This window comes from Streptomyces uncialis (genome assembly GCF_001905345.1).
GTDB lineage: Bacteria > Actinomycetota > Actinomycetes > Streptomycetales > Streptomycetaceae > Streptomyces > Streptomyces uncialis.
This window is the reverse complement of sequence record NZ_LFBV01000002.1, coordinates 622806-640733: the sequence shown is the minus strand read 5'-3', so window position 1 is coordinate 640733 and position 17928 is coordinate 622806. Positions and strand designations below refer to the sequence as shown.

Here is a 17928-nt window from a genome sequence, read left to right as displayed (position 1 = left end):
CCACACCGATGTCCATCTCCTCCGTGCCGTCCTACGACCTCGTCCTGGCCGGCGGCACCGTCATCGACCCGGCATCGGCCACGAACGCCCGGCTCGACGTGGCGGTCACCGGTGACCGCATCACCGCGATCGGCGAGGGTCTGGCGGCGAACGCGGCCCGCACGATCGACGTCACCGGCTCCACCGTGCTGCCGGGCCTCGTCGAGGGCCACACCCATATCTTCCAGTACGTCTCCGCCGTCGGCGCCCCCGCCGAGGAAGCCCATCTGCGCCGGGGCGTGGTCGCCGCGGCGGACGCCGGAACGGCCGGCGCCTCGACGTTCCCGGCCTTCCGCAAGCTCGTGGTCGAGGCGAACCCGCTGCGTATCGTCAACTTCCTCAATGTCTCGGTGCTCGGTCTGATCGACTTCAGGTTCGGTGAACTGCTGAACCCCGACACCCTGGTCCCCGAGGACGCGCTCGCGACCGCCGAGGCCCACCCCGACATCGTGCGCGGCTTCAAGATCCGTCTCTCCGAGGACGTCGTCGGCGAGAACTGGGAACCGCTGCTGAAGAAGTCCGTGTCCCTGGCCGAACAGGCCGGTCTCCCGCTGATGCTGCACATCGGCGAGACCGCGGAGCCGCTGCCCGTCGTCCTGGACTATCTGCGCCCCGGCGACATCGTCGCGCACTGCTACACCGGCAAGCCGCACGGGATACTCGATGGCGACCGGGTGCAGCCCGCGGTGACCGCCGCCCGTGAACGCGGTGTGCTCTTCGACTCCGCCCACGGCCGGAGCAACCTCAGCTTCGAGGTGGCGCGCCGGGCGATCGCCGACGGCTTCCTGCCCGATGTCCTCAGCTCCGACACCAGCGCCCGCAACTGGCACGGCCCGGTGTTCGACCTGCTCACCAGCATCTCCAAACTGGTCGCGCTCGGCGCTCCGCTGGAGGAGTGCGTCCGGCGCGCCACCGTCGCCCCGGCGCGGCTGCTCGGGCTCGACACCGAGGGATACGGGCGGCTGGAGGTCGGCGGACGGGCGGATGTCACGGTCGTCACCGAGACCGAGGAGGTCACCCTGCCCGACGCCGCGGGCAACACGATCCGCGCGCCGCGCCTGGAGCCGACCGTGGTGCTGCACGGCGGCGCCGAGATCGACATCGTGCCGTGGCGCGGCCTGCGATCGGCCTGACACCCACGCACCGGACGGGGACCTGACACCCACGCTGTGCGCTGCCGGGGGGCGAACCTGACACCCGTACTCCCGGCCGGGACCTGACACCCGCGCTCCTGGCCGGGACCAGACCCCCACACTCCCGGAAGAGGATCGGATGACCACCGGTGACGTCCATCTGTCGCGCCGCCGACTGCGCGCGGCCCTCACCGCGGGGAAACCCGCCGTCGGTACGTTCCTCAAGCTGGCGTCACCCGACGTGGTGGAACTGGCCGCCGCGGCCGGGTTCGTGTTCGTGGTCGTCGACCTCGAACACTCCACCCTCACCGAGCGGGACGCCGTCGGCCTGGTACGCCACGCGGACCTCTGCGGCCTGCCCGCACTGGTCCGCGTGCCCGAGGTGGACGCCGCCGCCGTCAACCGGCTCCTGGAGGCCGGGGCGGCCGGCGTCCAGCTCTCCATGCTCACGCGTGTCGCCCAGACCGAGGCACTGGTGGCGGCCACCCGGTTCGCTCCGGCCGGCCGCCGGTCGGTGAGCCTGGCCAACAGGGCCGCCCGGTTCGGCGCGGCGCCACTCGCCGGGTTCCTGCGTAGCGAGCGGGACGACCCGCCGGTGCTCGTGGGCCAGATCGAGACGGCGCGGACCGACCCGCTGCCGGAGCTGGTCGCCGCGCTCGACGTGTGCTTCGTCGGCAGCACCGACCTCGCGGTCGACCTGGGGCTGCCGGCGGACCCGGCGATGCTCCGGGCCGCGGTGGACCGGGTGGGAGAGGCCGCCCGTACCGCGTCGGTGGCGTTCGGCGGCTGGGCACCGAGCCGTGGCGCCGCGGCGGGCCTGGGTCTCGGTGACGCCGGCTACCTCATGGTCGGTTCGGACCTTCAGTTGTTGGCGGCCGGTCTGCGGGCCGCCGCCGGAGAGGAATGTCAGTGAGCACACACAGCGCGGCACCGTTCAACGCCGTGGTCAACTGGGACGAGTTGCCGGTGACCCAGGTGCGGCCGGGGGTCCGCCGTCGTATCTATACGACGGACGAGGTGATGATCTGCCACCACGAGCTGGAGGTCGGTATGACGCTCAACCCGCACCGGCACGAGGACTTCGACCAGCTGGTCCATATCGCCGAGGGGCGCGCGAACTACTACGTGGACGGTGTCGCGCACGATATGCGCGCGGGATCGTTCCTCCTCGTACCGCGCGGCAGCGAGCACTACGTGGAGCCGACCGAGGCGCCCTGTGTGAACATCGACTTCTTCGTCCCGCCGCGCGCCGACCTGCTTCCCTGACCGACGAACGGCCCACCAGGCCCACCACGGCGGCCCACCAGGCCCACCAGGCCCACCAGTGCACGCGATATCGCCGCGTCCCGGCACAGCCCCGAGGTGCCGGGACGCGGCGGTGGGCCCACCGCCGCCGCGATGGGCCCACCGCCGTTGCCGTCGCGAGCGGGTCAGCGACCGCCCGGTGAGCCGTCGGAGTTGCCCAGCCGCTGCGACAACGCGCGCGCGGTCTCCAACAGGGCTTGCGCCATGGGCGACTTGACGTCGTCGGGCACGGTCGCCGTCGTACCGACGATCGCGAGCGTCCCGCTGATCTCGTCGCCCTCGAAGATCGGCGCCGCGATGGTGCGGACCCCGTTGACCGTGGGGGAGTTGACCGACAGCCCGTGCTCCCGGATGGCGTCGAGCTCCTCGGTCAGCTCGGCCGACCTGCGGACCGCGCGCGGCAGCGACGGGACCTGCTCCGGGGGCAGCAGCGCGAGGAAGACGCGTCCCTGCGCCGAGGACGTGAGGTTCAGACGGGAGCCGACCCGGACGCTGATCCGCACCATATGGTCGGTGTTGTCCACCGAGCGCACCACGGTCGCGGACTCGCCGTCCCAGACCGACAGCACGATCGTCTCGTCGATACGCCGGACCAGTTCCTCCATGTACGGCTCGGCGGCGGCGACGATCGGCAGACCGGCCCGCGCCGCCGCGGCGAGCGTGAGCACCTGGGGGCCGAGGGAGTACAGCGAGGTGCGCTCGTCGTAACGCAGCAGGTTCGCCGCCCGCAGTGCCTTCGTGTAGCGGTGCGCGGTCGCCTTGCTCGCCCCGAGCCGCGCGGTGATCTCGTTGAGGCTCATATGCGGTTTGCCGACCGTGAACGAGCCGAGGATCAGTGCCGCGCGCTGCACCGTCTGGATGGTCGGGGCGGTCCTGTCGGGACCGTCCTGCTCGCCGGTGCCGGGCTGCACCTTCGTGGCCATGGATATCCACGCTCCTGTCCGTGCTCAGTCACATCAGTAAGGACGTCAAATGAAACGCTATCTTATATAGCGCGACGGCAAGGGGGTGCGCGGAGAGGGTCGGGAGGCTCATCCACGGCGCACGACGGCGGTGAACGGGGGCCGGGCGCCCGGAAGTCGATCGTGCGCCCCCCCGTTCACCGCGTCGCCGGTGCGGGGATCACGCGTCGGTGGAGTGTCCCGGGGTGATCGAGCGTGCCGGGTCGAGCATGCTGGCGATGTGGTTGACGGCGAGGGCGGCTTCGCCGAAGCCGATCGAGATGAGGCCGACCCTGCCGTCGTAGTCGGCGATGTCGCCGGCCGCGAACACCCGCTCCCGGCTGGTGCGCATCGTGGGGTCGACGAGGATACGGCGGCGGCGCAGATCGAGCCCCCACCGTTCGACCGGGCCGAGGTCGGCGATGAAGCCGAGCGCGGCCACCACGGCCTGGGCGGGCAGGGTGACCAGCTCGTCGTCGGGGCCGGAGACCACGACCTCCGACAGCGGCCCGTCGCCGGACACCTTGCGGACCTCGTAGGGCGTGAGCACCCGTACCGAGGACGCGCGCACCTGCTCGACGGTGCGTTCATGGGCCCGGAACCGGGTGCGCCGGTGCACCAGGGTCACGGAGGAGGCGATCGGCTCCAGCGACAGCGCCCAGTCCAGCGCCGAGTCCCCGCCGCCGACCACCACGACGTCCTGCCCCGCGAGTTCGCCCAGCCGCGGCACGAAGTACCGCAGCCCCCGGCCCAGATACTCGGAGCCCACCGGGAGTTCGCGCGGGACGAAGTTGCCGATCCCGCCGCAGACGAGCACCGCGCCCGCGGTGATCCGGGTACCGGCGTCGGTGGTGGCGAGGATGCCCCCGCCGGTGTCGTCGAGCTCCGTGACCCCGTGGCCGAGCAGGAGGACGGGGTCCCACCGGCCCGCCTGCTCGGCGAGCCGGTCCACCAGCTCCTGGCCGCGGACGGCGGGGAATCCGGCCACGTCGAAGATCGGCTTCTCGGGGTACAGCGCGGCGATCTGGCCGCCCACCTCGGGCAGGGCGTCGGCGATCGCGACGCTCATCCCGCGAAAGCCCGCGTAGTACGCGCCGTACAGCCCCGTGGGCCCGGCGCCGATGATCAGCAGATCGACGGACACCTCGGCGTCGGCGCCCGTGGTCGCGGGGCCTGTCACGTCCCCACCTCGGGGTGGTCATGGCCGACCCGGCCGACCTTGCGGGCCCCGCCGGGCGATCCGAGCGGCGGGGTCCCGAGGGCGAAGAACTCCGCGTTCACGCGCTCGGCCCCTTGGCTCCCCTCCGGCAGGTCCTCGTGATGGAAGATCGATATCTGCGGGCAGACGGGTTCGCAGCGTCCGCATTCGACGCATTCGTCCGGCTGGATGTAGAGCATCCGGTCGCCCTCGTAGATGCAGTCGACCGGGCACTCCTCCATGCACGACTTGTCCATGACGTCAACGCAGGCCTGAGTGATGACATACGGCACGAGTTTGTTGCCCTTCACACGGTCGCACAGAATGCGAGACGGTGTATTTCAATGCGATACAGGATGATGGCTCCGCCCACCCCTGATGTCAACGGGTCGGGACGGATGTCCGACACCTGACGGATGCCGGTCGGGGGCGGATGCCCGACGCCTGGCGCCGGCCGGTCGGGGCGGATGTCCGACGGCTGACGCCAACCGCTCGGGACGGATGCTTGACACCGCCGATCGGCTGGGAGACGCTGATTCGACATACGAGATGGCGTCTCACGTAGCGTCACTCGGGTCGGGACTTGTGAGAGGCAAACTCGCCATGGGAAGCAATCCCCGGACCGCCCCAGCGCCGATGATCGTCGAGGACTGGGACCAGCTCACCTTCCGGGTCAACCGCGAGGCCTACCGCAGCGCGGAGGTCTTCGCCCGGGAACGCGGCTGGGTGTGGATGCACACCTGGCTCTATCTCGGGCACGAGACCGAGATCCCCAACCCCAACGACTTCAAGGTCCGCACCCTCGGCGGCCGGCCGCTCATCTTCTGCCGGGACAGCGCCGGCGAGGTGCACGCGTTCCTCAACTCGTGTCCGCACCGGGGCACCGTGCTGTGCCGCGAGACCGAGGGCTCCACCCGGCTCTTCCAGTGCTTCTACCACGCCTGGACCTTCCGCAACAACGGTGAGGTCGCCGCGATCCCCGACGCGGGCGCCTACGAGTCGAGCGACGAGTTCCGGGCCTCGATGGGGCTGCGCGGTGTGGCCCGGCTGGAGATCCACGAGGGCTTCGTCTTCGTCTCCTTCGACCCCGACGTCCCACCGCTCCTCGACCACCTCGGCGACGCCGCCGACTACATGACGATGATCGAGCAGCAGCACACCGGCGGCATGACCACACTGCCCGGAACCCAGCTCTACAGCGTGCGCGGCAACTGGAAACTCGCCGTCGAGAACGCGATGGACGGCTACCACTTCGCACCCACGCACAACACGTTCGTCGGCTATCTGCGGGAGAGCGGCTACGCCGTCACCGACGACGACCAGTACGCCTACAACCTCGGCAACGGCCACGGCCTGCTGGTCCTGACCGGGCACGGCGGACGGATCAGCATGATCTGGGAACCGCGCTTCGGCGAGGACGAACGCGTCCGCACCGACGCCCACCGGGCCGAGATGACACAGAGGCTGGGGGAAGAACGCGCACACCATGTGGCCGACGAGAGCCACATCCTGTTCGTCTTCCCGAACCTGCTGCTGTTCGACATAGAGGGCCTGTCCATCCGGCAACTGGAACCGGTGGCGGCCGACCAGACCGATGTACGCGCCTGGCAGCTGGTCCCGCGCACCGAGGACCCGGAGACCCGCGCCCTGCGGATGAAGACGGTCGTCAGCTTCGTCGGCCCGGGCGGACTCGCCACCCCGGACGACATCGAGGCGTACGAAGCGGTCCAGCGCGGCATCCAGGCCACCGCGGGCAACGGCAGACCCGAACTGGACTTCAGCGATATGTCGCGCGGTATGGCCGACGAGGTCAAGGGCGTCCAGGGCCGGTCGATCGACGAAGGCGCGATGCGGGGCTTCTGGCGCCACTGGGTGGAAGCCGTGGGGCTCGACGGCGGCGCCGAGATCAACGGCGAACGTCCCGCGTCCTTCCTGGTGGGGAGGGATCTGCGATGACCACGATCAGCAACAGCGGCACGGTGCGGTGCGCGGGCCGCACCATCACCCGGCCCGAGGTGGAGGACTTCCTCTACGCCGAGGCCGACATCCTCGACCACTGGGACTACGACGGCTGGCTGACGCTCTTCGAGCCCGGCGCCCGCTACGAGATCCCGACCACCGACCACCGGCCCGGCTGGTCGCCGCACGAGACCGGATCGTTCGTCGACGACGACTGGGACCTCCTCCGCGCCCGGGTCAAGCGACTCAAGTCCCGCAAGGCGCACGCCGAGAACCCGCACTCACGCACCCACCGGCTGGTGTCCAACGTGCGGCTGTCCGAGGACACGGCGGACTCCTTCCGGGTGGCGGCCGCCTTCGTGGTGCACCGCGCCCGCGACGGGCACTTCGACGCCTACGTCGGGTGGTACGACCATCTGCTGGTGCCGACCGACGACGGACTCCGGTTCCGTCTGCGCCGCTCCGTCCTCGGCCATGAGTCGCTGGCGGCGGGCGCCCGGCTCAGCTTCATCCTCTAGCCGACGACGGATGGTGACCCGATGATCAGGCACACCCTGTCCTTCCGCTTCGCCGACGACGCCGACCGGGCGGCCCGCGAGTCCGTACTGGACGAACTGCGCACCTTCCCGGACCGCTACCCGGCCATGCGCGGCTTCGTCCTCGGCGAGAACATCAGCACCCGCGACCGGACCTTCACCCACACGATGGCCGTCGACTTCGACGGCCAGGACGACCTGCTCGCCTATCTCGGCAGCGAGTCCCACGAGCGCTTCGTACGGACACGCTGGCGCCCGGTCATCGCCCAGCAGGCCATCACCTCGTTCGAGTTCACCGAGCGTGCGCCGCTCCTGGAAGGAAGGAACCCGCCGGTGAGCACCCGCCCGCACGGCCCGTACGGCATGGAGTACGCCCGGATCGAGGTCCCGGACATGCAGGAAACCATCGACTTCCTCCAGTACCACGTCGGACTCCAACTGGAGCAGCGCACCGACGAGTACGCCTATCTGCGCGCCGACATCGAGCACCACGCGATCGAGCTGATCCACTCGCCCGCCCGCACCGACGGATGGACGACCGCCGTCGGCTTCAGCGTGGCGAGCGAGGAGATCCTTGAGCAGCTGCACAAGAACGTCCTCGACGCCGGCCTCGAAGTCCTCGAACTCCAGGAACGGCAGCGGGCGCTCTGCGACAACGGCTTCGCGGTGAAGGACCCCAACGGCCTCGTCGTCGAGCTCTTCACCGAGTTCCAGGAGTACGCCGAGCCCCCGCACATCGAGATACGGCCGCTCGACCTGGTGCACCCCTTCATCGCCACCGCGAAGTTCGAGGAGACCCTGGACTTCTACCAGCACGTCCTGAGGTTCCTGCCCTCGGACCACGTCGTCGGCTCGACCACGTTCCTGCGCTGCGAGGACCGCTACCACCACAGCCTCGCCGTGCAGAAGAACACGGAGCACTACGTCGCGCACCTGTGCTTCGCGATGAAGAGCCTCGACCACGTCATGCGGATGCGCGCCCGCGCACTGTACAAGGGCGCACCGATCGCCTCCGACATCGTCAACCACTCGGCGTCGACGTCGATCGCGTTCTACATGCACGACACGCGCTTCGGCCCCCGCTACGAACTCTGCGACGACCACCGAGTGTTCACCCCCGAGGAGCACGAGACGCACCGCCCCCGCAGGATGCCGGCCGACCCGCGCAACATCGACGTATGGCGTCCGGCCTCCGACGACTGGGGACGCTTTTGAGACAACCGCTGCTCGACGTCCTGCGGCTGCTCGACACGACCCCCGCCCCCCGGGGCGAGGAGCGGACGGCCGCCCACCGGTTGCGCGGCTGGTGCGCGGACCGCTGGCCGCACATCGAATGGCGGGTACTGGAGCACGGCCCCGCGGGCGGCAGCCTGGCCGCCACGCACGGGGCCGGGCCCCTGCTCTACTCCCACCTCGACACCTCGCTGGACGAGGACGGCGCGGGCATCCGGCTCGTCACCGGCGACACCGCGCCGGTCGGCCCGCTCCGTGTCACCGGCGACATGCTCACCGGCTTCGGCCTCGGGGTCGCCCGGGCACCGGCCGCCGCCGCGCTGGTCGCCTTCGCCGAGGCGGGCGCCGGGCGGCTCCTGCTCGCCGGCTCCGGGACACACCGCCGCGCCGGCGGGATCACCGGCCTGGAGTCCTACGCCGGAACCTACCCGCTGCCGCGCTCCGCGATCGTGGCCAAGTGCGGCCCGCCCACGCTGCTGTGGCACGAGCCGGGCGCGTTCTACCTGACCGTCCGGGTGACCGGCCGCTCCGGGGCGGCGATGGCGGCGGAGTCGGCCGCGCCGCCCGGCGGAGTGGTCGCCTCCGCCGGCGTCGTACTGGACGAGCTGTCCCGCTGGCGCACGGCGTACCTGGCCGCCGACCCACGGGCCGGACAGACCGGTCGGGCCTGCGGCGTCGGCGCGATCAGCGGCGGCTGGCCGGACAAGCCGGACCTGCTGCCTGCGCAACTCCGCGTCGACCTGTACGTCGTCGCCGGTGATCCGGTGGAGCCGAAGGCGTTGGCGGCCGAACTGGCCGACCGGTTGCGGGCGCGCTGCGCGAGGTCGGCGCTGCGCAACTGCGCGGTCGACGTCGAGGCCGAGCCGCTGGCGACGGCCGCGGCCACACCGGTCGACGCCCCGGTGGTGACGGCCGCCCGCGCGGCCTGGCACGACGAGTTCGGCGCGCAGCCGCCACCGGTCACCGGCTGGACCGGATCGACCGACGGAGTGGTACTGCGCGCCCTCGGCGTCGAGACCGTGCGCCTCGGCCCGCGGGCGCAACCGGCCGCCGACGACCCGCGTCGCGATGAACTGTCGCTGACCCGGTTGACCGCCTACGCGCGCGTCTACCGAAGGCTGTTGAGGGACCTGCCCACGTAGCCGGGAGCACCCCGGTGGTCACCAGAAAGACATTCGGGCCGCCTGCCCCTCGCGGGCACCGTACGGACGCACGACCGGCCGGCCCTCACCGAATTTCCTATCGATTCCCGGCGTGCGCCGGAGCTTTCCCACCGAGCGTACTTCCCTTTCACCGCTGTCACGGACCCGTACGAATGAAAGGAGCCGCTCCCCTCTGTCGGGCGGATGTCTGTCCCGGTGTCATGGAGAGCCAGCGGAAATCCCCCACAACAGGGAGCGGTGGAATCATGCGTGGAATTCGTAGCAGGGCAGGCGGGTTCGCGGTCCTCGCGGTGATCGTGGTCGGCGGTACGGGAGTCGCCGTGGCCATCCAGCCGGAGAGCCAGGTCAGCGGTACCGGTACACAGCAGGAAGCCGAGCCCCGGGTGGATTACACCGGCGTCATCAAGGGCCCGAACAACGCGAATGTCCGCAAGGTGAAGGACGAGAGCCAGAACAACCAGCTCTGGGGCCTGGTCTACAACACGGAGACGGTCCGCCTGGCGTGCAAGGGCGTCGGCGCTGGAACCACTTGGTACCAGCTCGCGGGTCAGCCGAACAGATGGATCGTCGACTACAAGCTCGAAAAGCTGACCCCCGGAATCCCCAACTGTCCCTGACCTTTCCCGGAGACACCGACGAAGCACCGGCGCTCCGCACGGTGACCCGTCCGGCGCGCACTCTCCCCGGACCCGGCCAGGTGGTCGGCCGTCACCCGGCCCGCACATGCCCCGGACTTGGCTCGCACCAGGCCAGATGCTCGGCCGCCGGGTCGTCCGGTCCGATTCTCTCGCCGGTACGGGGCGACGGCCCGGCTCCGGTGCCCAACTCGGACGATTCCCCGATGCGCGGTACGCGGATGGCGTGGCACGGTAACGTCCCCCCGGACCTGGGAACGGCCGCGGAGGGGACGTGTACCTGATGTCGCACAGCAACACCGTCGGCGGGCGCGAGCCCCGCGGCCTGATTCTCGACTTCGCCGGTGTGCTGACCGCCAGACCCCGCACCGTTCTGCGCGCGTGGTGCGTGTCCGAAGGGCTGGCGTCGGGCGCGTGGGGCGATGCACTCGGCGCCCACCCGATGGGACGGCGGCTCTACGCGGCCCTGGAGATCGGGGAGATCGGGCAGGCCGAGTGGAACGAGCGCACAGCGCCGCTGCTCGGTGGACACATCGATCCGGTGAACCTGATGGGCCGAGCATGGGCCGAAGTGCCACCGGCCCGCCGGATGATCGCACTCGCGCACGCCGCGCGGGCCGCGGGACACCGCCTCGCCCTCCTGTCCAACAGCTTCGGTCTCGACCCGTTCAATCCGTACGAGCATGTCGGCGTCTGGGATCTGTTCGACGTGCACGTCGTGTCCGAACTGGTGGGCATGGCCAAGCCTGATCCGGCGATCTACCAACTCACCCTGGAACGGCTCGGGTTGCCCGCCGAGCGATGCGTCTTCGTGGACGATCACGCGGTGAACCTCCCCCCAGCGGCCGAACTGGGAATCACCACCGTTCATATGACGCACGAGTCCGCCGCCGTGGCCGAACTGGAAACACTCCTCGGCGTCACGGCCCTCCCGACGGGGTGAGCCCTCATCCCGCGCCGCCCTCGGGGCTTGTCCGCGCATCGCGCCCTTCCGACCGCGACGGTGAGTCCGGGGCGGCTGCCCATGACCGTGCATCGACTGCCGCAGGCGCTGTTCCATGAGGTTCCAGGGGAACCCGTGGGCCCTTCACCTGTGCCCAGCGGGCGCTGACTCGGACCGGCGTGCACGGCGCACTCGGAGCGCCATCGCACTACCCGTTCGTGCTCCGCGCGCCCTACCGACGGCCACGGGCCCCGGTGATGATGAGCTGTCCGCAAGTGATCCAGCGACTCCGCACACCTGCCCTCGGCCAGGTGGACACGCGGTGGAAGGATTCCCCCTTGTTGCTTCTCATCTCGCCGGACAGCGTCGAAGAGGCCCTCGACTGTGCGAAGGCGGCGGAGCACCTCGACATCGTCGATGTCAAAAGGCCCGACGAGGGCTCGCTCGGCGCGAACTTCCCGTGGGTCATCCGAGCGATCCGTGACGCGGTCCCCGCGGACAAGCCGCTGTCCGCCACCGTGGGGGACGTGCCGTTCAAGCCCGGCACGGTGGCACAGGCGGCGCTCGGCGCGGCGGTCTCCGGAGCCACGTACATCAAGGTCGGCCTCTACGGATGCACGACACCCGACCAGGGCGTCGAGGTCATGCGAGGGGTCGTCCGGGCGGTGAAGGACTACCGGCCCGACGCGTTCGTCGTCGCCTCGGGCTACGCCGACGCCCACCGGATCGGCTGCGTCAATCCGCTCGCCCTGCCCGACATCGCGCTGCGCTCCGGCTCCGACGCGGCCATGCTCGACACGGCGGTCAAGGACGGCACCCGGCTGTTCGACCACCTTCCGCCGGACATCTGCGAGGAGTTCGTCCGACGGGCCCATGAGGCCGATCTGCTCGCCGCCCTCGCGGGCAGCGTGCAGGCGCGGGACCTCGCCGAGCTGACCCGTATCGGCACGGACATCGTGGGGGTGCGCGGGGCGGTCTGCGAGGGCGGCGACCGCACCACCGGAAGGATCCAGCCGCACCTGGTGGCCGCCTTCCGGGCGGAGATGGACCGGCACGCCCAGGAGCACGCTGCCGCCGTCACCGCCGCGGGCTGACCGCCGGCATGGCGGCACACCGGCCCCGTCGCACTCCCCAGGCCTCCGGCCGACGCTTCGCCGTCCTCGACCCGGCGACGGGCGAGCCCTTCGACGAGGCTCCCGACCAGCGCCCGGAGGAGTTGGACGCCGTCGTCGCCAGGGCGCAGGAGGCCTGGCGCGGCTGGCGGACCGACCCCGTAGCCCGCTCCACCGCGCTGCTCGCGGCAGCCGACGCGGTGGAGGCGGCCGGGCCCGACATCGCTCCGCTGCTCACCCGCGAACAGGGCAAACCCCTGGCCGAGTCGAACGCGGAGATCGACCGGACCGCGGCCCGGCTGCGCTACTTCGCCGGGCTCCACCCCAGGCCCCAGCCCCTCACGGACGGACGGCCGGTACGCAGCGAGATCCGCTGGCGGTCGCTCGGCCCCGTCGCCGCCATCGTCCCGTGGAACTTCCCGCTCCAGCTCGCGTCGGCGAAGTTCGCGCCCGCGCTCGCCGCGGGCAACACGATGGTGCTCAAGCCCTCCCCCTTCACCCCCCTCGCCACCCGGCTGCTGGCCTCCGTCATCTCCACCGCCCTCCCCGAGGACGTGCTGACGGTCGTCACCGGTCATGAACCCCTCGGCGCCCGGCTGGCCTCCCATCCGGGCATCCGCCATGTGACCTTCACCGGCTCCGCTCCCACCGGGCGGGCCGTCGCGGCGGGCGCGGCGGCCTCGCTCGCCCGGGTCACCCTGGAGCTGGGCGGCAACGACGCGGCCGTCCTGCTGGAGGACGTGGAGGTGGAGCGGATCGCGGACCGGCTGTTCTGGGCGGCGTTCCGCAACTGCGGGCAGGTCTGCATGGCGGTCAAGCGCGTCTACGCCCCGGCCCGGCTCTACTCCGATGTCGTCGAAGCGCTCGCGCAGCGCGCGAAGGACACCGTCGTCGGACCCGGGCTCGACCCGGGCACCCAGCTGGGCCCGGTCAGCAACGCGCCCCAACTGGCACGGGTCGAAAGCCGTACCGCCCAGGCCCTGGCGGCCGGAGCCCGCGCCGTCGCCGGGGGCCACCGGCTGGACCGGCCCGGCTACTTCCACGCACCGACCATCCTGGCCGATGTCCCGCCCGACAGCCCGGTGGTGACGGAGGAGCAGTTCGGCCCGGTCCTGCCGGTACTGCCGTACGGGAACCTCGACGAAGCCGTCGAAGCGGCCAACGGCACCGGCTTCGGGCTGGGCGGCTCGGTATGGGGGACCGACACCGATCTGGCCGAAGCGGTGGCCGGCCGGCTGGACTGCGGGACGGCGTGGATCAACCACCACGCCGAACTGTCCCTCGCCCAGCCCTTCGCGGGCGTCAAGGAGAGCGGTGTCGGTGTCGCGGGCGGGCCCTGGGGGCTCTACGGCAACCTCAGACCGTTCGTCGTGCACCGTCCGGAGGAAGCGTGACGACGAGGTTCGGCGCGGCGGTGCTGCGCTCGCCCGACAGCCCGTTCACCGTCGAGGAGGTGATTCTCGGCGCGGGCCCCGCCGACGATGAGATCCTGGTCAGGATCGCGGGCAGCGGGATGTGCCGGACCGACCTCGCGGTCCGGCGTTCGGCGGGCCGCTCACCGCTGCCGGCGGTGCTCGGCCATGAAGGGGCCGGGGTGGTGGTGGAGACGGGCGGTCCGCGCACCGGACTCGGCGTGGGCGACCACGTCGTGCTGAGCTTCGACTCCTGTGGACACTGCCGCAGTTGCCTGAATGCCGCCCCCGCCTACTGCGACTCCTTCGCCTCGCTCAACCTCTTCGGAGGGCGCGCGGAGAACGCCGCCCGGTTCACCGACGCGGCCGGAGGCGAACTGGCGCCCCGGTGGTTCGGCCAGTCGTCGTTCGCCGAGTACGCGGTGGTCCCGGCGCGCAACGCCGTCCGGGTCGACCCCGCGCTGCCCGTCGAACTGCTCGGACCGCTCGGCTGCGGCTTCCTCACCGGCGCCGGAGCGGTCCTCCATTCCTTCGGGGCCGGGCCCGGCGACACCGTCGCGGTCCTCGGCGCGGGAGCCGTGGGCCTGGCCGCGGTGATGGCGGCCACCGCCTCCGGAGCGGTGACCGTGGCCGTCGACCGGCACCCCGAACGGCTCGCCCTCGCCGAGCGGTTCGGCGCGATTCCCCTGCACGCCTCGTCGGCCGACCTGCCCGGCAGCATCCGGAGACTCACCGACGGCGGCGCGCGGTACGCGCTGGACACCACGGCCAGTGCCCAGCTGATCAACGACGCCCTGCGGGCCCTGCGCCCGACCGGTCATCTCGGTCTGGTGGCACGGCTGCACACCGCGCTGCCGCTCGAACCGGGCACGCTGGACCGGGGCAGGCGGATCTCCCATATCTGCGAGGGGGACGCGGTACCGGGACTGCTGATCCCACGGCTGATCGGGCTGTGGCAGGCCGGGCGCTTCCCCTTCGACGAGCTGATCCGTACCTACCCGCTCGCCGACATCAACGAGGCCGAACGCGACTGCGAGTCGGGCCGCGTGGTCAAACCCGTCCTGCTGCCGTAGGGGAGAAGCCGAGGGGCGGGACGCCCGCGACACAGGCACCACGCGTCCCCGGACGATCCCGCACCCGCGTTCCACCGATCCACCCCTCATAGGCGCGCCGTACGCGCCCTACGCGCTCCTCGCTGTTCATGACCCAACTCGCCCAAGGGAGAACACGTGGTCGGCACAACGTCCCGGAACACCGAAGTGGAAGGCGTGGAAGGCGGCGTCGGACTGACCGCCCTCCTGGTCGCCGCGGCACGGGCGATCGAGACCCACCGCCATGACGCCCTGGCGCGCGACGTCTTCGCCGAGCACTTCGTGCGCGCCGCACCCGCCTGCGCCGAGTGGCCCGTCCACCCGGGGACGGTCGAGGGCGGTGACGCCAATCCGCTGTGGGGGCGCTTCGCACGCTATTTCGGGCTGCGGACCAGGGTCCTGGACGACTTCCTCCTCCGGTCGGCGCACACCGGAGGCGTCCGCCAAGTGGTCCTGCTCGGCGCCGGGTTGGACGCACGGGCGTTCCGGCTCGACTGGCCTCCCGGCTGTGTGGTCCACGAGATCGACAGGGAAGGGGTGCTGGCGTTCAAGCACAAGGTGCTCGACGGACTGTCGGCCACCCCGAAGGCGACGCGCGTACCCGTCGCCGTCGATCTGCGCGCCGACTGGGTCACGGCACTGGCCGCCGCGGGCTTCGACCCCGCCGCACCGAGCGTCTGGCTGGCGGAAGGACTGCTCTTCTATCTGCCTCCCGCCGCCGAGACGTATCTCATCGACACGGTGCACCGGTTGAGCGCGCAAGGCAGCGCCCTGGCGTTCGAGGTCAAGCTCGAAAAGGACCTGCTCGTGTACCGCGACAGCCCGCTCTACACCTCGACGGCCCAGCAGATCGGCATCGACCTGCTCAGCCTGTTCGCCCGGGAACCGCGCCCCGACTCCGCCGGTGACCTGGTGGCCAAGGGCTGGTCCACCTCGGTCCACACCCCCTTCGAGTTCACCCACCGCCACGGACGCGGCCCGCTGCCCGAGGAGAACGACGCGCTGGCGGGCAACCGCTGGGTGTTCGCGGACAAGCCCCGCCGCTGACGCCGCCGCCCCGTGCCCCGCACGACTCCTGTCGGCACCGGTGGCACGTCGCGGTGACCAGCGGAATCCGGCCGCCCCTACCCGTGCTGTACGCCCTGCTGTACGGTCGGGACATGGCGTCGAAACCAGTGACGATCCGGGTGCCCGAGGAACTCCACGCGCGGCTCCAGCAGCGCGCAGAGGCCGAGGGCACCACGGTGACCGCGCTCATCACCGAGGCCGCGGCCAACGCGGTGCGCGATCCCCGTCTCGAAGGTGCCGCCGAGGTGTTCCGCGCGTTCGTCGCGGACAACGCCGACGCGTTCGACGCGGCCTTCCCCGACGACGACCCGGACGATCCCGACGGGCTGGACGCCTCGCGTCCGGCCGCCTGACCGTGGAGTTCTCCGTCGACATCCGCTGGCTGCTGGAGCGCCAGGCGGAAGTGATGCCCAAGGCGCCGGTCATCCACGACTTCAGCTGTCTGGTGGCGGCGGTCGGCCGCCACCGCGTCAACACCCCGAAGGTCGGTGCCGTCGTCGACAACGCGTGGCGCGCCGCCGCCCTGATGCACTGCGTCATCCGGCTGCGTCCGCTCCCGGCCCGCAACGCCCTGTTCGGCGCGGGCGTCGTCGTCGCGTACATGAACGCCGCGGGTGAGGGCATCGACGCGCCGTACGGCGCGCTGATCGACCTCGCCCGCGACATCGACGCCGGGCGCAGCGACGCGTACGGCGCCGCCGACCGTATCCGTTCCTGGCGGATCTGACCGCCTGCCGCGAACCACTGGAGAGGGAGTCCGTCATGGCCGACGCAGAGGTGCCCGAGGACCCGGCAGCGCTCGTCCGGGCACGGTACGCGCTCTATGTGGAGACGCTCCGGGCCCGGATGCCCCCGGCGCAGTTCGGACTGCTGATGGAGGTCATCCGTGAGTACGTGAAGGCCGGTGGCGGCCGGTTCCAGCTCGATCTGGAACCGGAGGAGAAGGAGTTGTTCACCGAGGAGGTCCAGCACGAACTGCTCAACCTCCTCGGCCTGATCGGCGCGATGGAGCCCGGCCACGAGGACCGTGCCGACCGTGTCGTCGCGCGTCTCGGTGACGGCGAGCACGTCAAGGACGCGATGTCGCTGGTGCCCCCGGAGGTCGCCGACGACCCGGAGAAACTGCGCGCGATGCGGGACAAGCTCGACACCCAGCAGCATCAGCGGAAGCAGGACGAGGAGACGGTGGAGGGCATCGCCCGCGCGAGCGGCATGTCCGACGGCTGACCCTGTCCGGGGCCGAACCAGCCCCTGACCCTGTCCGGGGCCCAACCGGCCGCCCTTTCGTGGTGGCGGCCCCGGTCACCTCCGCCCCCGGCGTCGCGGAGCGGGCCGGTACGACCACCGTCCGACCCGGAAGTGTGGACCGTGCTCCGACGACGCCGTACGCGCGGCGGCGGCATCGTTCCCCCATGACCGCAACGACCGCGTCCACCGCCGTTTCGCAACCCGCCCTGCCGGGCCGCTGGGTGGGTGGTGCCTCCCTTGTCATCGGCCCTCCGCTGCTGCTCGCCGGGGTACTGCTCCGGCTGCGCCTCGACTTCTTCTTCCCCGCGCAACTGAGCGCGTACGAGCGCCATCCGGACCTCATGACGGCCTCGTACGGGCTTGCCGCCGCCGGGTGGGTGCTGCTCTGGCCGGGGGTGGTGCTCCTCGCCGCCAGGATCGGTGACACCCATCGGGAACTGGCCGTATGGGGCGGCACCTTGACGGTTCTCGGCCTGTTCGCCCGGGTGTTCCACACCGGTGTGGAACACCTCGGCTTCCAACTGGTGGCCGTACGGGGCGCGGCGTCCGCCACGCTGGCGGTGAGCGAGACCTATGGCGCGTTCCATGTCTTCAGCGCGCTGAACGCCGCCATCATGGGCGGCTGGGTCCTGCTGGCCGTCGGCGCTTACCGCTCCGGGGTGTTCGGACCATGGCGCGCGACGGCTCTGGGCCTGACAGCGGTGATGCCGCTGGGGGTGCTGAAGGGGACGACCCCTTGGTCGGTCGCCGCCGCGGCGGGACTGTGCGTCGCGCTGCTCCCGCTCGGTGCCGCCGTGTTGCGTGCCGGACCGGTCCCGCGAACGGCCACGGTCATCGGACGGCTTCTCCTGGTGGGCGCCGCGGGTACCGCGATGTTCCTCTTCGGACGTGCCGGATGAGCGGCCACCGGTA

20 protein-coding genes are annotated in these 17928 nt (G+C 71.3%); 17 read left to right on the top strand and 3 right to left on the bottom strand.

Features of this window, described 5'->3' with window-relative positions:
• The first annotated feature begins 8 nt into the window (after window positions 1–8).
• The 3 genes from AB852_RS11095 (at window position 9) to AB852_RS11085 (ending at window position 2438) form a co-directional block, all read left to right on the top strand.
• Entirely contained in the window at window positions 9–1172 is a 1164-nt protein-coding gene (locus AB852_RS11095) for an amidohydrolase family protein (RefSeq protein ID WP_073786524.1), read from the top strand.
• Between the two features lie 139 nt (window positions 1173–1311).
• Window positions 1312–2085 carry an HpcH/HpaI aldolase family protein gene (locus AB852_RS11090; protein ID WP_073786522.1) on the top strand — a complete coding sequence of 258 codons (774 nt, stop codon included), beginning with the start codon at window positions 1312–1314 and terminating at the stop codon, window positions 2083–2085.
• On the top strand, window positions 2082–2438 hold the full coding sequence (locus AB852_RS11085; RefSeq protein WP_073786520.1) for a cupin domain-containing protein: 357 nt from the start codon (window positions 2082–2084) through the stop codon (window positions 2436–2438). Before AB852_RS11090 ends, AB852_RS11085 begins: the two co-directional genes overlap by 4 nt.
• Window positions 2439–2602: 164 nt before the next feature.
• Here AB852_RS11085 and AB852_RS11080 read toward each other — a convergent pair whose 3' ends face one another.
• From AB852_RS11080 to fdxA, 3 genes are all read right to left on the bottom strand, one after another.
• Window positions 2603–3400, bottom strand: coding sequence for an IclR family transcriptional regulator (locus AB852_RS11080; protein ID WP_073786518.1), 798 nt, complete (start codon window positions 3398–3400; stop codon window positions 2603–2605).
• A gap of 199 nt (window positions 3401–3599) precedes the next feature.
• On the bottom strand, window positions 3600–4598 hold the full coding sequence (locus tag AB852_RS11075; RefSeq protein ID WP_079184510.1) for an NAD(P)/FAD-dependent oxidoreductase: 999 nt from the start codon (window positions 4596–4598) through the stop codon (window positions 3600–3602).
• A complete protein-coding gene (gene fdxA, locus AB852_RS11070) occupies window positions 4595–4909 on the bottom strand; it encodes a ferredoxin (protein WP_073787716.1) in 315 nt (104 codons plus the stop codon). Before fdxA ends, AB852_RS11075 begins: the two co-directional genes overlap by 4 nt.
• 310 nt (window positions 4910–5219) lie before the next feature.
• On the opposite strand from fdxA, the gene AB852_RS11065 reads away from it, so the two are divergent.
• The 14 genes from AB852_RS11065 to AB852_RS11000 all read left to right on the top strand — a co-directional run bounded on the left by AB852_RS11065 (window position 5220) and on the right by AB852_RS11000 (window position 17915).
• A complete protein-coding gene (locus tag AB852_RS11065) occupies window positions 5220–6572 on the top strand; it encodes an aromatic ring-hydroxylating oxygenase subunit alpha (protein WP_178390985.1) in 1353 nt (450 codons plus the stop codon).
• On the top strand, window positions 6569–7093 hold the full coding sequence (locus AB852_RS11060) for an aromatic-ring-hydroxylating dioxygenase subunit beta (protein WP_073786514.1): 525 nt from the start codon (window positions 6569–6571) through the stop codon (window positions 7091–7093). The genes AB852_RS11065 and AB852_RS11060 overlap by 4 nt, the downstream gene beginning before the upstream one ends.
• 21 nt (window positions 7094–7114) lie before the next feature.
• Window positions 7115–8326, top strand: coding sequence for a Dabb family protein (locus AB852_RS11055; RefSeq protein ID WP_073786512.1), 1212 nt, complete (start codon window positions 7115–7117; stop codon window positions 8324–8326).
• Entirely contained in the window at window positions 8290–9486 is a 1197-nt protein-coding gene (locus AB852_RS11050; RefSeq protein ID WP_143201212.1) for a hypothetical protein, read from the top strand. Before AB852_RS11055 ends, AB852_RS11050 begins: the two co-directional genes overlap by 37 nt.
• Before the next feature lie 266 nt (window positions 9487–9752).
• Window positions 9753–10124, top strand: coding sequence for a hypothetical protein (locus AB852_RS11045; protein WP_143201211.1), 372 nt, complete (start codon window positions 9753–9755; stop codon window positions 10122–10124).
• Window positions 10125–10425: 301 nt separating this feature from the next.
• The gene (locus AB852_RS11040) at window positions 10426–11085 is read left to right on the top strand and encodes an HAD-IA family hydrolase (RefSeq protein WP_073787712.1); all 660 of its coding nucleotides are present in this window, start codon (window positions 10426–10428) and stop codon (window positions 11083–11085) included.
• A gap of 338 nt (window positions 11086–11423) precedes the next feature.
• The gene (locus AB852_RS11035) at window positions 11424–12179 is read left to right on the top strand and encodes a (5-formylfuran-3-yl)methyl phosphate synthase (protein ID WP_073786506.1); all 756 of its coding nucleotides are present in this window, start codon (window positions 11424–11426) and stop codon (window positions 12177–12179) included.
• Window positions 12180–12187: 8 nt separating this feature from the next.
• Complete coding sequence (locus tag AB852_RS11030) at window positions 12188–13591, top strand: aldehyde dehydrogenase family protein (protein ID WP_073786504.1); 1404 nt, start codon at window positions 12188–12190, stop codon at window positions 13589–13591.
• A complete protein-coding gene (locus AB852_RS11025; RefSeq protein WP_073786502.1) occupies window positions 13588–14682 on the top strand; it encodes an NAD(P)-dependent alcohol dehydrogenase in 1095 nt (364 codons plus the stop codon). Before AB852_RS11030 ends, AB852_RS11025 begins: the two co-directional genes overlap by 4 nt.
• Before the next feature lie 156 nt (window positions 14683–14838).
• Window positions 14839–15747 carry a class I SAM-dependent methyltransferase gene (locus AB852_RS11020; protein WP_073786500.1) on the top strand — a complete coding sequence of 303 codons (909 nt, stop codon included), beginning with the start codon at window positions 14839–14841 and terminating at the stop codon, window positions 15745–15747.
• 113 nt (window positions 15748–15860) lie between these two features.
• Window positions 15861–16121 (top strand): ribbon-helix-helix protein, CopG family, encoded by a 261-nt coding sequence (locus AB852_RS11015; protein ID WP_073787710.1) that lies wholly within the window; start codon window positions 15861–15863, stop codon window positions 16119–16121.
• 53 nt (window positions 16122–16174) lie between these two features.
• Entirely contained in the window at window positions 16175–16495 is a 321-nt protein-coding gene (locus tag AB852_RS11010) for a toxin Doc (protein WP_073787708.1), read from the top strand.
• A 35-nt stretch (window positions 16496–16530) separates the two neighbouring features.
• Window positions 16531–16995, top strand: coding sequence for a hypothetical protein (locus AB852_RS11005; RefSeq protein WP_073786498.1), 465 nt, complete (start codon window positions 16531–16533; stop codon window positions 16993–16995).
• Between the two features lie 185 nt (window positions 16996–17180).
• Window positions 17181–17915 (top strand): hypothetical protein, encoded by a 735-nt coding sequence (locus tag AB852_RS11000; RefSeq protein WP_073787706.1) that lies wholly within the window; start codon window positions 17181–17183, stop codon window positions 17913–17915.
• Window positions 17916–17928 lie beyond the last annotated feature (13 nt).